This window comes from Streptomyces sp. V4I23 (assembly GCF_030817975.1).
GTDB lineage: Bacteria > Actinomycetota > Actinomycetes > Streptomycetales > Streptomycetaceae > Streptomyces.
Genome location: NZ_JAUSZW010000004.1, coordinates 6,053,835 through 6,067,613, shown reverse-complemented (window position 1 = coordinate 6,067,613; position 13,779 = coordinate 6,053,835). Strand labels below are relative to the sequence as shown.

At 71.5% G+C, this 13,779-nt stretch carries 13 protein-coding genes; 5 read left to right on the top strand and 8 right to left on the bottom strand.

Annotation, left to right across the window (positions count from 1 at the left end; translation table 11 throughout):
* Window positions 1-4: 4 nt before the first annotated feature.
* From QFZ82_RS29830 to QFZ82_RS29810, 5 genes are all read right to left on the bottom strand, one after another.
* Window positions 5-322, bottom strand: coding sequence for a non-heme iron oxygenase ferredoxin subunit (locus tag QFZ82_RS29830; protein ID WP_177148862.1), 318 nt, complete (start codon window positions 320-322; stop codon window positions 5-7).
* Window positions 322-1,503 (bottom strand): Fe-S cluster assembly protein SufD, encoded by a 1,182-nt coding sequence (gene sufD, locus QFZ82_RS29825; protein ID WP_307716083.1) that lies wholly within the window; start codon window positions 1,501-1,503, stop codon window positions 322-324. The genes QFZ82_RS29830 and sufD overlap by 1 nt, the downstream gene beginning before the upstream one ends.
* Before the next feature lie 160 nt (window positions 1,504-1,663).
* Window positions 1,664-3,085, bottom strand: coding sequence for a Fe-S cluster assembly protein SufB (gene sufB / locus QFZ82_RS29820; protein ID WP_307716082.1), 1,422 nt, complete (start codon window positions 3,083-3,085; stop codon window positions 1,664-1,666).
* Window positions 3,082-3,825 carry a metalloregulator ArsR/SmtB family transcription factor gene (locus QFZ82_RS29815; protein WP_177148859.1) on the bottom strand — a complete coding sequence of 248 codons (744 nt, stop codon included), beginning with the start codon at window positions 3,823-3,825 and terminating at the stop codon, window positions 3,082-3,084. Before QFZ82_RS29815 ends, sufB begins: the two co-directional genes overlap by 4 nt.
* Window positions 3,826-3,929: 104 nt before the next feature.
* Window positions 3,930-4,736 carry a DUF72 domain-containing protein gene (locus tag QFZ82_RS29810; protein ID WP_307716081.1) on the bottom strand — a complete coding sequence of 269 codons (807 nt, stop codon included), beginning with the start codon at window positions 4,734-4,736 and terminating at the stop codon, window positions 3,930-3,932.
* Window positions 4,737-4,898: 162 nt separating this feature from the next.
* On the opposite strand from QFZ82_RS29810, the gene QFZ82_RS29805 reads away from it, so the two are divergent.
* Genes QFZ82_RS29805 through QFZ82_RS29790 form a run of 4 tightly spaced genes read left to right on the top strand, consistent with a single transcriptional unit; the run spans window position 4,899 to window position 8,748 of the window.
* The gene (locus QFZ82_RS29805; RefSeq protein WP_307716080.1) at window positions 4,899-5,825 is read left to right on the top strand and encodes an ABC transporter ATP-binding protein; all 927 of its coding nucleotides are present in this window, start codon (window positions 4,899-4,901) and stop codon (window positions 5,823-5,825) included.
* Complete coding sequence (locus QFZ82_RS29800) at window positions 5,822-6,589, top strand: ABC transporter permease (protein ID WP_307716079.1); 768 nt, start codon at window positions 5,822-5,824, stop codon at window positions 6,587-6,589. Before QFZ82_RS29805 ends, QFZ82_RS29800 begins: the two co-directional genes overlap by 4 nt.
* Window positions 6,590-6,638: 49 nt before the next feature.
* Window positions 6,639-7,754: a hypothetical protein gene (locus tag QFZ82_RS29795; RefSeq protein ID WP_307716078.1), complete on the top strand. Its 1,116-nt coding sequence runs from the start codon at window positions 6,639-6,641 to the stop codon at window positions 7,752-7,754.
* Window positions 7,755-7,758: 4 nt separating this feature from the next.
* Window positions 7,759-8,748, top strand: coding sequence for a heme A synthase (locus QFZ82_RS29790; RefSeq protein ID WP_307716077.1), 990 nt, complete (start codon window positions 7,759-7,761; stop codon window positions 8,746-8,748).
* Between the two features lie 21 nt (window positions 8,749-8,769).
* Here the strand turns inward: QFZ82_RS29790 and QFZ82_RS29785 are convergent, their stop codons facing one another.
* From QFZ82_RS29785 to QFZ82_RS29775, 3 genes are all read right to left on the bottom strand, one after another.
* The gene (locus QFZ82_RS29785; RefSeq protein WP_307716076.1) at window positions 8,770-9,864 is read right to left on the bottom strand and encodes an amidohydrolase family protein; all 1,095 of its coding nucleotides are present in this window, start codon (window positions 9,862-9,864) and stop codon (window positions 8,770-8,772) included.
* A 66-nt stretch (window positions 9,865-9,930) separates the two neighbouring features.
* A complete protein-coding gene (locus QFZ82_RS29780) occupies window positions 9,931-10,287 on the bottom strand; it encodes a hypothetical protein (RefSeq protein WP_307716075.1) in 357 nt (118 codons plus the stop codon).
* 78 nt (window positions 10,288-10,365) lie between these two features.
* Complete coding sequence (locus tag QFZ82_RS29775; protein WP_307716074.1) at window positions 10,366-11,313, bottom strand: heme o synthase; 948 nt, start codon at window positions 11,311-11,313, stop codon at window positions 10,366-10,368.
* A gap of 350 nt (window positions 11,314-11,663) precedes the next feature.
* Here QFZ82_RS29775 and tkt point away from each other — a divergent pair, with 350 nt between their 5' ends.
* Window positions 11,664-13,751 (top strand): transketolase, encoded by a 2,088-nt coding sequence (tkt, locus tag QFZ82_RS29770; protein WP_307716073.1) that lies wholly within the window; start codon window positions 11,664-11,666, stop codon window positions 13,749-13,751.
* The last annotated feature ends 28 nt before the right edge of the window (window positions 13,752-13,779 follow it).

Sequence of the window (13,779 nt, the reverse complement as noted above, 5' to 3'; positions counted from 1 at the left end):
GACTTCAGTTCTCCTGTGTGACGGAGACGAGAACATCGTCCCCTTCGATCTTTACGGGGTATACGGGCACAGGGCGCGTCGCCGGAAGGCCGGACGGCTTGCCGGTGCGGAGGTCGAAGGCCGATCCGTGCAGCCAGCACTCGATCTGGCAGTCCTCCACCTCGCCCTCCGACAGCGAGACGTTCGCGTGCGAGCAGATGTCGTAGATCGCGAACACCTCGCCCTCGGTGTGGACGATGGAGACCGGCGTGCCGTCGAGTTCCACCCGCTTCGGGGTGTCCTCCTCCAGCTCGCTCAGCCCACAGGCTCGGACGAAGGCCATCAGACGGAAGCCTCCAGCTCGGCCTCGATCTTGGCGATGAGGCGCTCCTCGACGTCCGGCAGACCGATCTGCTGGACGAGCTCCGCGAAGAAGCCGCGGACGACCAGGCGGCGGGCCTCGGCCTCCGGGATGCCGCGGGCCATCAGGTAGAAGAGCTGCTCGTCGTCGAAGCGGCCGGTGGCGGAGGCGTGGCCGGCGCCGGCGATCTCGCCGGTCTCGATCTCGAGGTTCGGCACGGAGTCGACGCGCGCGCCGTCCGTGAGGACGAGGTTGCGGTTCATCTCGTACGTGTCGGTGCCCTCGGCCGCGGCCCGGATGAGGACGTCGCCGATCCACACCGCGTGGGCGTCGTCGCCCTGGAGAGCGCCCTTGTACACCGCGTTGGACTTGCAGTGCGGGGTGTTGTGGTCGACGAGGAGGCGGTGCTCCTGGTGCTGGCCCTTGTCGGTGAAGTACAGACCGAAGAGCTCGGCCTCGCCGCCGGTGCCGGCGTAGGCGACCCGCGGGTGGAGGCGCACGAGGTCGCCGCCGAAGGTGACGACGACGGACTTGAAGGAGGCGTCGCGGCCGACCAGCGCGTTGTGCTGGGCGACGTGGACGGCCTTGTCGTCCCAGTCCTGGACGGAGACGACGGTGAGCTTGGCGCCGTCGCCGAGGACGTAGTCCACGTTGGCGGCGAGCACCGCGTCGCCGGTGTGGTCGATGACCACGACGGCCTCGGCGAACGCGCCGAGCTCGACGACCTGGTGGCCGAAGGCGACACCGCCCTCGCCGTGCACCGCGATGCGGATCGGCTCGGCGAGCACGGTCTCCTTGGGCACGGTGACGACCGAGGCCTGCTCGAAGGAGGAGTACGCCTGGGCGGCGACGCGGTCCACCGGGGTGCCCGCCTTGCCGAGCCGCGCGTCGTCGCGGCCGACGGTCTCGACGACGACGCCGTCGGGGACGTCGATCGCGACCTTGACGCCGGTGCCGGTGGCGACGGCGGTGCCGTCGTGCAGTCCGGCGAGGCGCTCCAGGGGAGTGAAGCGCCACTCCTCCTCGCGGCCGTGCGGAACCGGGAAGTCCGCCACGTCGAACGACGGGGGCGCACTCATGCGGGTGGCGACGGTCGATTCGGCGGCCACCGCGATCGAGCCGGCGGTGGTGGAGCCCACCGGGATATTCTGAGCCTCAGCCATGGCTGTCGGTCTGCTCGCTTTCTGCGTTCAGTGCGTGTGCTCGCCCGCGGGGCCGCCGCGGGCCGGAGCCTGTGGCTCCGGCTGCGGCCGGTCTGCCCGGGGTCCGCTCACGGGGCTCACCGCGTGAGCCCCAGGGACGTGATCGGGTCGGCGGGGCGCCTCAGCCCACCGCGCCTTCCATCTGCAGCTCGATCAGCCGGTTGAGCTCCAGCGCGTACTCCATGGGGAGTTCCTTGGCGATCGGCTCGACGAAGCCGCGCACGATCATCGCCATCGCCTCGTCCTCGGACAGACCGCGGCTCATCAGGTAGAAGAGCTGGTCCTCGGAGACCTTGGAGACGGTGGCCTCGTGGCCCATGGAGACGTCGTCCTCGCGGACATCGACGTACGGGTAGGTGTCGGAGCGCGAGATCGTGTCGACCAGCAGCGCGTCGCAGAGCACGTTGGACTTGGAGCCCGGGGCGCCCTCGCCGATCTCGATCAGACCGCGGTACGAGGTGCGGCCGCCGCCTCGCGCCACCGACTTGGAGACGATGTTCGACGAGGTGTTCGGGGCCATGTGGACCATCTTGGCGCCGGCGTCCTGGTGCTGGCCCTCGCCCGCGAAGGCGATGGACAGGGTCTCGCCCTTGGCGTGCTCGCCCATGAGGTAGACGGCCGGGTACTTCATCGTCACCTTGGAGCCGATGTTGCCGTCGACCCACTCCATCGTCGCGCCCTCGTACGCCACGGCGCGCTTGGTGACCAGGTTGTAGACGTTGTTCGACCAGTTCTGGATGGTCGTGTAGCGGCAGCGGCCGCCCTTCTTGACGATGATCTCGACCACGGCGCTGTGCAGCGAGTCCGAGGAGTAGATCGGAGCGGTGCAGCCCTCGACGTAGTGGACGTAGGCGTCCTCGTCGACGATGATCAGCGTCCGCTCGAACTGGCCCATGTTCTCCGTGTTGATACGGAAGTAGGCCTGCAGCGGGATGTCCACGTGGACGCCCTTGGGGACGTAGATGAACGACCCGCCGGACCAGACCGCCGTGTTCAGCGACGCGAACTTGTTGTCACCGACCGGGATGACCGTGCCGAAGTACTCCTGGAAGAGCTCCGGGTGCTCCTTCAGCGCGGTGTCGGTGTCGAGGAAGATGACGCCCTGCGCCTCCAGGTCCTCGCGGATCTGGTGGTAGACGACCTCGGACTCGTACTGGGCGGCGACACCGGCGACCAGGCGCTGCTTCTCCGCCTCGGGGATGCCGAGCTTGTCGTAGGTGTTCTTGATGTCCTCGGGAAGGTCCTCCCAGGAGGCGGCCTGGGCCTCGGTGGAGCGCACGAAGTACTTGATGTTGTCGAAGTCGATGCCCGACAGGTCCGAGCCCCAGCTCGGCATCGGCTTCTTGTCGAACAGCCGCAGACCCTTCAGCCGCAGCTTCAGCATCCACTCCGGCTCGTTCTTCTTCGCGGAGATGTCCCGGACGACGTCCTCGTTGAGACCGCGCTTGGCAGCGGCGCCGGCCTCGTCGGAGTCGGCCCAGCCGAATTCGTACTTACCCAGACCCTCGAGTTCGGGGTGGGCAGTCTCCGTGGGGAGAGTCATGCGGGGTTCCTCCCGGCCGTGCTTGCAGATGCTGGTGATGTGGTGGTCTGTGCGGCGCCGCTCTGGGGAGAGCCGCGCGGGATGAACGTCGTGCAGACGCCGTCGCCGTGGGCGATCGTGGCGAGCCGCTGCACGTGCGTCCCGAGGAGCTTCGAGAAGAACTCGGTCTCCGCCTCGCACAGCTGCGGGTACTTCTCGGCCGCGTGGGCGACCGGGCAATGGTGCTGGCAGAGCTGCTCGCCGACCGGCGCGGTACGGGCCGTAGCAGCGTACCCGTCGGCGCTGAGAGCCTTGGCCAGCGCTTCGGTGCGCTCCTCGGGGGCCGCGGCCTCGACGGCGGCGCGATAGGCGTCGGCCTGGGCCTCGATCCGGTCCCGGGCGAACGCGGCGACGGCCGACTCTCCTCCGGCGTGCTGCTCGATCCAGCGCAGGGCGTCGACGGCCAGCGTGTCGTACGACTGGTCGAAGGCGTCGCGGCCGCAGTCGGTCAGGGCGAACACCTTGGCGGGGCGCCCGCGCGTGCGCGCGCCGTAGACGCGCTGCTCGCGTGCCTCGACGACATTGTCGGAGACGAGCGAGTCGAGGTGACGGCGGACGGCTGCCTGCGTGAGTCCGAGACGGCCCGCGAGGTCGGCCACGGTGGACGGGCCGTGGTCCAGGATGGACCGCGCGACGCGGTTGCGCGTGGAGCGCTCACCGGTCGCGAGTTCCTCGTGGGGAGCCTCGCCTACGTTTTTCACAACGCCATTGTTGCGTAATTCCTCAGAGAGTGACAAGCCGCGTCCGGATCACCGCACGGTGCCGTGCGTCACTTAGGTATACCTAATCTGACCTGCGGAAATGATCACTCGGACGCCTGCTTCGCAGGTCCGCCGGGGTGCTCGCGCCCCGCCCCCTCCGCCGCCGGAGGGACCGCCGTCCGGCCCCGCGCGACCACCGCCCGCGTGAACGCGGCCGCGTCCCGGACGGCCGCGCCGCCCTGGTCGTTGTTGAAGAACGCGTACACGTCCGCCCGGTCGGGCCAGGCGTCGGCCAGCCGGTCCGCCCAGGACGCGAGCGCCTGCCGCCCGTACCCCGGCCACGGCCTCGCCCGGCCCTCGTGGAAGCGCAGATAGCCCCAGTCGGCCGTCCGCCACAGCGGGGTCACCGGCCGCGAGCCGCGGTCCGCCCAGCACAGGGCGGCGCCCCGGGCCGCCAGCACCCCGGCGATCTCGTCCGTCCACCACGAGTCGTGGCGCGGTTCGACGGCCACGCGCACCCCGCGCGGGAAGCAGGCGAGCACGGCGTCCAGCGCCCGGGCGTCGGCGCGGAGCGTGGGCGGCAGCTGCAGCAGGACGGGCCCCAGCCGCTCCCCCAGCGCCTCGGCGCGGCCCATGAGCCGCTCGACGGGCTCCTCGGGATCCTTCAGCCGCTTGATGTGGGTGAGGAACCGGCTGACCTTCACCGCCATGACGAAGCCGTCGGGCGTGCGCTCACGCCATTCGGCGAAGGTCCTGCGCTCGGGCAGCCGGTAGAAGGCGTTGTTGTTCTCGACGGTCACGAAGCGGCGCGCGTACTCCTCCAGCCAGAGCCGCTGGGGCACGCCCTCGGGATAGAGGACGCCGCGCCAGTCCCTGTACTGCCACCCGGAGGTGCCGATGAGCACGGGCATACGGTGATCCTTCCCCGTTCCGGCCGCCTCACCGTGGCCGGCCCGGTCAGGGAAAGCCACGGCCCCGGTCAGGCCGGCCCGTGACCCGGCCGCGGCCGGTGCGCGTCGGCGGGGTCCGGGGCCGCGGCCCGAGCGGTCCGGGCGGGTCCTTAGACTTCCCGCATGAGCAACGAGTCCGCCGTCCAGATCCGGGGCCTGGTCAAACGGTACGGATCGAAGACCGCGGTGGACGGCCTGGACCTCGACGTCGCCACCGGATCCGTGACCGCCGTGCTCGGCCCCAACGGAGCCGGCAAGACCACCACGGTCGAGACCTGCGAGGGCTACCGCCGCGCCGACGCCGGCACGGTGCGCGTCCTCGGCCTCGATCCCGTCGCCGACGCGGCCCGGCTGCGCCCCCGGATCGGCGTGATGCTCCAGTCCGGCGGCGTGTACTCGGGCGCCCGCGCCGACGAGATGCTGCGCCACATGGCGAAGCTGCACGCCCACCCACTGGACGTGGACGCCCTGATCGAACGGCTCGGACTCGGCAGCTGCGGCCGCACGACCTACCGCCGCCTGTCCGGCGGCCAGCAGCAGCGGCTCGCGCTCGCCTTGGCCGTCGTCGGCCGGCCGGAGCTCGTGTTCCTCGACGAACCGACCGCCGGGCTCGACCCGCAGGCCCGCCGGGCCACCTGGGAGCTGGTGCGCGAACTGCGCGCCGACGGCGTCACCACCGTCTTGACCACGCACTTCATGGACGAGGCCGAGGAGCTCGCGGACGACGTCGCGATCGTCGACGCGGGCCGGGTGATAGCCCGGGGCACCACGGAGGAGCTGTGCCGTGGCGGCGCCGAGAACACCCTGCGCTTCACCGGTCGCCCCGGGCTCGACCTCGGCTCGCTCCTCAAGGCGCTCCCGGACGGCACGGCAGCCGCCGAGCTGACGCCGGGCGCGTACCGGATCAGCGGCCAGGTCGACCCGCAACTGCTGGCGACGGTCACGACCTGGTGCGCCCAGCACGGCGTGATGCCGGACGGCATCTCGGTCGAACGCCACACGCTGGAGGACGTCTTCCTCACGCTGACGGGCAAGGAGCTGCGCGGATGAGCGCCGGTACGTACACGCCGAGGCCGGGCGCGGCGCCGCTGACCCGCATGATCGCGGCGCAGGCCGCCTTCGAGACCAGGATGCTGCTGCGCAACGGCGAACAGCTGCTGCTCACCGTGGTCATTCCGTCGCTGCTGCTGGTGCTCTTCTCGACCGTCGACATCGTCGACACCGGCGACGGCGAGCCCGTCGACTTCCTCGCCCCCGGCGTCCTCGCGCTCGCCGTGATGTCCACGGCCTTCACCGGCCAGGCGATCGCGACCGGTTTCGAGCGGCGGTACGGGGTGCTCAAGCGGCTGGGCGCCTCGCCCCTGCCGCGCTGGGCGCTCATGTGCGCCAAGACGCTCTCGGTCCTGGTCACCGAGATCCTGCAGATCGTGCTGCTGACCGTGATCGCCTTCGCGCTCGGCTGGTCCCCGCACGGCAACCCGTTCGCCGTGCTCCTGCTGCTCGTCCTCGGCACCGCGGCCTTCTCCGGGCTCGGGCTGCTGATGGCCGGGACGCTCAGGGCGGAGGCGACCCTGGCCGCCGCGAACCTCGTGTTCCTGCTGCTCCTCGTGGGCGGCGGCGTGATCGTTCCGCTGGACAGGTTCCCGGGCGCCGTCGCCTCCGCCCTCGCCCTGCTGCCGATCTCGGCGCTGTCCGACGGACTCCGTGACGTTCTGCAGAACGGCGCGGGCATGCCCTGGGGCGATCTAGGAATCCTCTCCGTATGGGCACTGCTCGGACTCGGGGCGGCCGCCCGGCTCTTCCGCTGGGAGTGAGGCGCGCGCCAGGATGCTCCCGTCGGGACCCGCACGACTGGAGGTCTGGATGGAGCGGACTGCCGCACTGCGGCTGGATGCCGAGTGGGCGAAGATCAGGGCCGGCCGGCCCGGCGCCTCGCCCCGCGCACGCGAGCGCATGCTGACGGATCTCATCGCCGCCCTCGCCCCGCACGCGGCGGACGATCTGTCCCTGACCGCCAGACTGAGCCTTCGGTACGGCGATCTGGCGCGGCACCACTTCGACACCGGCAGCCGCACGGACGCGCTGGCCGCGGTCGACCAGGCCGTACGGCACTGCGCGGAGCCCGCGCGGCACGACGACGAGCACGCCCGCTGGTACGCCAGGGCCCTCATCAGCCAGGCCGTCTACCTCGCGGAGCCGCTCAGCGACGAGCTCGGGCTGCCGCGCTACGCCTTCCGTCCGCACGGTGAGCAGCCGCCGGCCGAGGACCGGCTCGCGGGCCTCGCCGCCGTCGAGGCCACCCACCGGGCCATCGCCGTGTGGGAGGGCCTCGACCGGGACGAGCCGCGCAACCGGGAGGGGCTCGCCCAGGCGTACGCCTTTCTCGGCGACCGGCTGGAGGAGCTCGGCCGGCCGGTGGACGCGGCGGAGTGGGCGGTACGGGCCGAGCGGGCGTTCCACGCCGTGTGGACGCCCGAGCCGGCCGAGCGCGCGCACGCGGCCGTGCTGGGCCATCTCGGGGACCAGCTGGAGCGCAGGCTGCGGCGCTGCCCCTTCGAGGGTGGACTCACGCAGTTGCACAAGCGCGAACTGCTGCCCGAGCGGCTGGTACCGCTCGCGGTCCTGGCCGCTCGGATCGAGGGCGTGGCCAAGGACGCGATCGCGGAGGGGCTGGCGCTGGAGCGGACCGAGGTGCGGCGCATCCTGCGGGCCCGCTCGTGGCGGGCGGTGTGGCGGTTCGACCTGCGCGCGGACGACGGGACGTGGACGCCGTTGGCGTGTCCGTGGCGCGGGACGGACGCGGTGACGGACCGCACGGCGGATGCGGTCGCCGCCGATCTGACCGATGCGTTCCAGCACTCGCCGGACCGGCCGCCGGACGGGGTGCCGTGGCGGTTCGCCCTGTGGTGGGAGGAGGAGGACCACCTGGACGGGGCACGCTTGCGGATGACGTTCCCGCCCGCGCCCGACCCCTCGTGAATCGGTGCACAAGCCCCCGCCTACGATAGGGCCCGTGCAGACCCCCCTCGCCTATATCGCCCAGCGCTGGACACCGTCGCCCACAATCCTGCGACGTGCGGCGCTCTCCGCCGTCCTGATGACCGTGCTCATCGTCGTCACGGGCGGTGCCGTCCGGCTGACCGGCTCCGGTCTGGGCTGCGACACCTGGCCCAAGTGCACGGACGACAGCCTCTTCGCCACGCCCGAGCAAGGCCTCCACGGCGCGATCGAGTTCGGCAACCGGATGCTGACGTACGTGCTGTCGGCCGCGGTGGGCTGGGCGATCATCGCGGTGCGGTCCGTCAAGCCGCGGCGCCGGGGGCTGACCCGGCTCGCGTGGCTGCAGTTCTGGATCGTCCTGGGCAACGCCGTCATCGGCGGCATCACGGTCTGGGCCGGCCTGAACCCGTGGTCCGTCGCCGGGCACTTCCTGCTGGCCAACGCGCTCCTGACGGTCGCGACCGTCACCTGGGTGCGCACCGGCGAGGGGGACGCGGCGCCGCGTCCTCGGGTGCCGCGCCCGGTGCGCAAGCTGTCGTGGGCGATCGTCGCGGTCTCCGCGGTGCTGATCGTGCTGGGCACGTTGGTGACGGGCTCCGGGAAGCACGCGGGCGACAGCAGCGACGTGCCGCGTATGCCGTGGGACTGGGCGGACGCCGCGCACGTCCACGCGATCGCGGCGTGGGTGGTGTGCGCGCTCGCCGTGGCGATGTGGCTGGTGCTGCGGGTGGTGGACGCCCCGGACGACCTCAGGGCCCGTGCACGCGACCTGCTCCTGGTGGTGCTGGCGCAGGGCGCGATCGGTTACGTCCAGTACTTCACCCACGTCCCCGAGATCCTGGTGGGCGTGCACATGCTGGGCTCGTCGCTGATGTGGATCGCGGTGCTGCGACTGGCGCTGAGCCTGCGGGAGCGGGAGTCCTCGGACGCGGCGACGCCGTCCCGGCCGGACGGCGCGCTGTCCACCGTGTGACGCGCCGACGCCGCGGGGGCGTCACCCGGCGGTGAGCCCGTAGACCCGCCGCGCGTTGCCCGCCGCGAGCATCCCCGCCACGCGCTGCGCGTCGGACCGCGCCCACGCGCCGTCCTCCACCCAGCCTCCGAGCACCCGGCTCATCGCGTCGCGGAAGATGTGGGCGCCCACCACGTGCAGTTCCGGCAGGCCCCGCGCCCCGCTCGAGAACAGCAGTTTCCCGAACGGGGCCAGCTCCAGGATCTCGGCCAGCACCCCGGCCGCCCGCGCTCCCGTGCGGGTCACGGCAGGCCCCAGATCGGCGTACACGTGCGGGTACTCGCTCGCCAGGCGGGCGGCGCTGCGGTGGTGCGGGTAGCCGTGCAGCAGCACCAGATCGGTGCCGAGACCGGCTGTCGCCGCCGCGAACCCCGCGAGCAGCACCGGGTCGCCGACGCCCAGGTGCATCTGCACCGGCAGGCCCGACGCGATCGCGATCCACAGGAGATGGCGCAGCAGCACCGGGTCGGTCAGCGGGTCGCCCGCCTGACGGGCGGCGATCCAGGCGTCCGCGGCCCCGCGCACCTCCCCCGCCCCCGGCGGCTCCGGATCGCGTGCGGCGCCGCCCGACGCGGCGGCGACGGTGGTGAAGGCGACGGCGGAGCCGGCCGCCCCGTGCACCGCCTCGGCGAGGTTCGCGAGGAAGGACTCCACCGTGCCCGAGGTGTCGGCGACCTGCTCGGCGAGCAGTTCGAGGCGGACGATCTCGCGGGCGTCCGCCGCGCCAGCCGCGGCGACCTCCCCCGGCCCGGCGAGGTCCCCGGGAGGACCGGTGTCGACCAGGTAGGTGTCGATGCCGGTGCCCCGGAGCAGCCGTCTGCCCGCCTCGATCGCTCCCAGCTCGCGTCGGCGGGCCAGGTAGTGGGCGGGCGGGCAGTGGGGCTCGAGCCCGAGCAGGGGCGGGCACCAGCGCCGCACGGCGAAGCCGGTCTGGCTGTCGAAGAACGTGGTGCCCGCGGCCGGCGTCCCGGCCCCGGGGCCGAGCAGTGCCTCGAAGGTGCCGAGGCCCAGTTCCGTACGGAGCACCCCGTGGCAGTACTGGTCGACCAGACGCACTGAGGACGCGGCGTCGATCATCGGGAGCTCCCTGTCTAGGACCGTGCTTCCACAGTCCTAACGGGTGAGCCCCGTGCGAGGTGTTGCTCAGCGGCCGGACGGGCCGCCGACCTGGATGCCCGCCATGCGGGTCCACTCGTACGGGCCGGTGCGGACCTTCGCCGCGAAGTCGCCGTCGAAGGACTCGTGGAGCGTGATCCCGGACTTCTCGGCCGCGCTCACGGCGACGGCGTGACTCGGCGCGACGAGGTCGCCCCAGCCGCCGTCCTCGCCGACGAGCACGATACGGGTGCCCATCTGCCCGATGTACGCGAGCTGGCCCTCGGCGCCGCCGTGCGCCTCGGAGAACGACCGGATCTGCTTGGCGAGCTTCGCCGCCTTGCGCTCGGCCTTCGCGGCCTGCTTGGCGTCCTGCGCGCTCTCGTCAATCTGGGTGTCTGCCATGGCCAGGATGCTACCGGCGGGTAGATCGCTTGGCGACTGCGGGGCGACGTGGTCTGCCCCACGCCGCGCGGACGCGACCTAGCGCAGGAAGGGGTCCACCGCCACGGCCACGAAGAGCAGCGACACATAGGTGATCGACCAGTGGAACAGCCGCATCTCCTTGAGCTTGCCGCCCGTCGCCCCGCTCTTCGCGCGGTTCTGCAGCGCGTGGGCCTCCCACAGCCACCAGCCGCCGGTCGCCAGCGCCACGGCCGTGTAGAACCAGCCGGTGTAGCCGAGCGGGGTCAGCAGCAGCGAGACGGCGACCATCACCCAGCTGTAGACCACGATCTGCCGGGCGACGACCTTGTTCCCGGCGACGACCGGGAGCATCGGGACGCCGACGCGGGCGTAGTCCTCCTTCACCTTCATCGACAGCGGCCAGTAGTGCGGCGGCGTCCAGAAGAAGATGACGAGGAAGAGGATGACGGCGGCCCACGACATCGAGTCGGTCACGGAGGACCAGCCGATCAGCACGGGCATGCAGCCGGCGATGCCGCCCCAGACGATGTTCTGCGCGGTGCGGCGCTTGAGGATCATCGTGTAGACGACGACGTAGAACAGCAGCGCGCCGAGTGACAGGGCGGCGGACAGCCAGTTGACGAGCAGCCCGAACCAGAGCGTGGAGATCACGGCGAGGGCGAGGCCGAAGACCAGCCCCTCGCGCGGCGACACCATGCCGGTGACCAGCGGGCGCTGGGACGTGCGGTCCATCAGGGCGTCGATGTCGCGGTCGATGTACATGTTGAGCGCGTTGGCGCCACCGGCGGAGAGGTAACCGCCGAGGCAGGTCGCGAGCACCAGCCACAGGTCCGGCACACCCTGCTCGGCCAGGAACATCACCGGCACGGTGGTGATCAGCAGCAGCTCGATGATCCGCGGCTTGGTCAGCGCCACGAATGCCTTGACGCGGGCACCGAACGGCCGATGGCCCCCCGGGCTGGGAGTCAAGACGACCCCTGCGGGTCGGGACTCGACGGCCGTCACGCACACCCCTGACAGAGAAAATCCCAGCAAGCCTCCGGGAGGACCTCCCATGTCCGAAGGGCGATGGGGGCGTGAAGACCCGTGAAGACTTGCGCGTACCACGCCACTCTAGACGTTGCCCACAGGCCGATCTTCGCCGGGGTGGGCACGTGTTGAGTCCGTCCCCGACGCCTCGCGTATACAGGCCCGACAGGCGAACGGCATGCCGGACCCGCACTCTGACAATGTCCGACCCATCTCGTGAGACGCGCTCTCGCAGAAGAGCGCATTGCTGCGAAGGTAGGCTCGACAGCGCCCGGTGCACCCCTCGTCACCGGGATTCGACATGTGGAGAGGAGCCCTGACCCAGGGTGAGCACCAAGCCGACCACCACAGACCTCGAGTGGACCGCAGTGGACCAGCGGGCAGTCGACACCGTCCGCGTCCTGGCCATGGATTCCGTACAGAAGGTCGGCAACGGCCATCCGGGTACGGCCATGAGCCTGGCGCCGGCCGCGTACACCCTCTTCCAGAAGGTGATGCGGCACGACCCGGCGGATGCCGACTGGACCGGGCGCGACCGGTTCGTGCTGTCCGCGGGCCACTCGTCCCTGACCCTCTACATCCAGCTGTACCTGGCCGGCTTCGGCCTGGAGCTGGACGACCTCAAGGCGTTCCGCACCTGGGGCAGCAAGACCCCGGGCCACCCGGAGTACGGGCACACCACCGGTGTCGAGACGACGACCGGCCCGCTCGGCCAGGGTGTCGCCAACGCCGTGGGCATGGCGATGGCCGCCCGCTACGAGCGTGGTCTGTTCGACCCCGAGGCCGCCCCGGGCACCTCGCCGTTCGACCACTTCGTGTACGCGATCGCCGGTGACGGCTGCCTCCAGGAGGGCATCTCGGCGGAGGCGTCCTCGCTCGCGGGTCACCAGAGGCTCGGCAACCTGATCCTGCTGTGGGACGACAACCACATCTCGATCGAGGGCGACACCGAGACCGCGATCTCCGAAGACACCATGAAGCGGTACGAGGCCTACGGCTGGCACGTGCAGCGCGTGGAGCCGAAGGAGAACGGCGACCTGGACCCGGCCGCCCTGTACGCGGCGATCGAGGCCGCCAAGGCCGTCACGGACCGGCCGTCGTTCATCGCGATGCGCTCGATCATCGCCTGGCCCGCCCCGAACGCGCAGAACACCGAGGCCGCGCACGGCTCGGCGCTGGGCGAGGACGAGATCGCGGCCACCAAGCGCGTCATGGGCTTCGACCCGGAGCAGCACTTCGAGGTCTCCGACGAGGTCATCGCGCACACCCGGGGCGCGCTCGACCGCGGCCGCGAGGCGCGCGGCGAGTGGGAGAAGGCGTTCGCCGCGTGGCGCACTGCCAACCCGCAGCGCGCCGCGGAGTTCGACCGCATCCGGGCCGGCGAGCTGCCCGAGGGCTGGGAGGAGAAGCTGCCCGAGTTCGAGACGGGCAAGGGTGTCGCCACCCGCGCCGCCTCGGGCAAGATCCTCCAGGCGCTGGGCGCGGTCGTGCCCGAGCTGTGGGGCGGCTCGGCCGACCTGGCCGGTTCGAACAACACGACCATCGACAAGACGTCGTCGTTCCTGCCCGCGGACAACCCGCTGCCGGAGGCCGACCCGTACGGCCGCACCGTGCACTTCGGCATCCGTGAGCACGCCATGGCCGCGGTCATGAACGGCATCGCGCTGCACGGCAACACCCGCATCTACGGCGGCACCTTCCTGGTGTTCTCCGACTACATGCGCAACGCGGTGCGCCTGTCCGCGCTGATGCACCTGCCGGTCACCTATGTGTGGACGCACGACTCGATCGGTCTCGGCGAGGACGGCCCGACCCACCAGCCGGTCGAGCACCTGGCCTCGCTGCGCGCCATCCCGGGCCTGAACATCGTGCGCCCGGCCGACGCCAACGAGACCGCGATCGCGTGGCGCGAGATCCTCAGGCGGTACACCAAGGAGTTCGGCGTCGGCGCCCCGCACGGCCTCGCGCTGACCCGCCAGGGCGTGCCGACGTACGAGCGCAACGAGGACGCGGCCAAGGGCGGCTATGTGCTGTTCGAGGCGGACGGCGGCGAGCCGCAGGTCGTGCTGATCGGTACGGGCTCCGAGGTGCAGCTGGCCGTCGAGGCCCGCGAGCAGCTCCAGGCCGCCGGTGTGCCGACCCGGGTGGTCTCGATGCCGTCCGTCGAGTGGTTCGAGGAGCAGGACCAGGGGTACCGGGACGCGGTGCTTCCTCCGTCGGTCAAGGCGCGCGTCGCGGTCGAGGCCGGTATCGGCCTGACCTGGCACCGCTACGTCGGCGACGCAGGACGCATCGTCTCGCTGGAGCACTTCGGTGCCTCGGCCGACGGCAAGGTCCTCTTCCGCGAGTTCGGTTTCACCGCGGACGCGGTCGCCGCCGCCGCGCGGGAATCGATCGAAGCCGCCGCGCGCTGACGCCGGTATACGACAAGTAGGAGATGCA

Excerpts from the sequence above, each read along its gene's own strand:
- QFZ82_RS29780 (WP_307716075.1), bottom strand. The coding sequence starts at position 10,287 with ATGGCAGACACCCAGATTGACGAGAGCGCGCAGGACGCCAAGCAGGCC.
- QFZ82_RS29805 (WP_307716080.1), top strand. The coding sequence starts at position 4,899 with ATGAGCAACGAGTCCGCCGTCCAGATCCGGGGCCTGGTCAAACGGTAC.
- QFZ82_RS29810 (WP_307716081.1), bottom strand. The coding sequence starts at position 4,736 with ATGCCCGTGCTCATCGGCACCTCCGGGTGGCAGTACAGGGACTGGCGC.
- QFZ82_RS29785 (WP_307716076.1), bottom strand. The coding sequence starts at position 9,864 with ATGATCGACGCCGCGTCCTCAGTGCGTCTGGTCGACCAGTACTGCCAC.
- sufD (WP_307716083.1), bottom strand. The coding sequence starts at position 1,503 with ATGGCTGAGGCTCAGAATATCCCGGTGGGCTCCACCACCGCCGGCTCG.
- QFZ82_RS29800 (WP_307716079.1), top strand. The coding sequence starts at position 5,822 with ATGAGCGCCGGTACGTACACGCCGAGGCCGGGCGCGGCGCCGCTGACC.
- sufB (WP_307716082.1), bottom strand. The coding sequence starts at position 3,085 with ATGACTCTCCCCACGGAGACTGCCCACCCCGAACTCGAGGGTCTGGGT.
- QFZ82_RS29830 (WP_177148862.1), bottom strand. The coding sequence starts at position 322 with ATGGCCTTCGTCCGAGCCTGTGGGCTGAGCGAGCTGGAGGAGGACACC.
- QFZ82_RS29795 (WP_307716078.1), top strand. The coding sequence starts at position 6,639 with ATGGAGCGGACTGCCGCACTGCGGCTGGATGCCGAGTGGGCGAAGATC.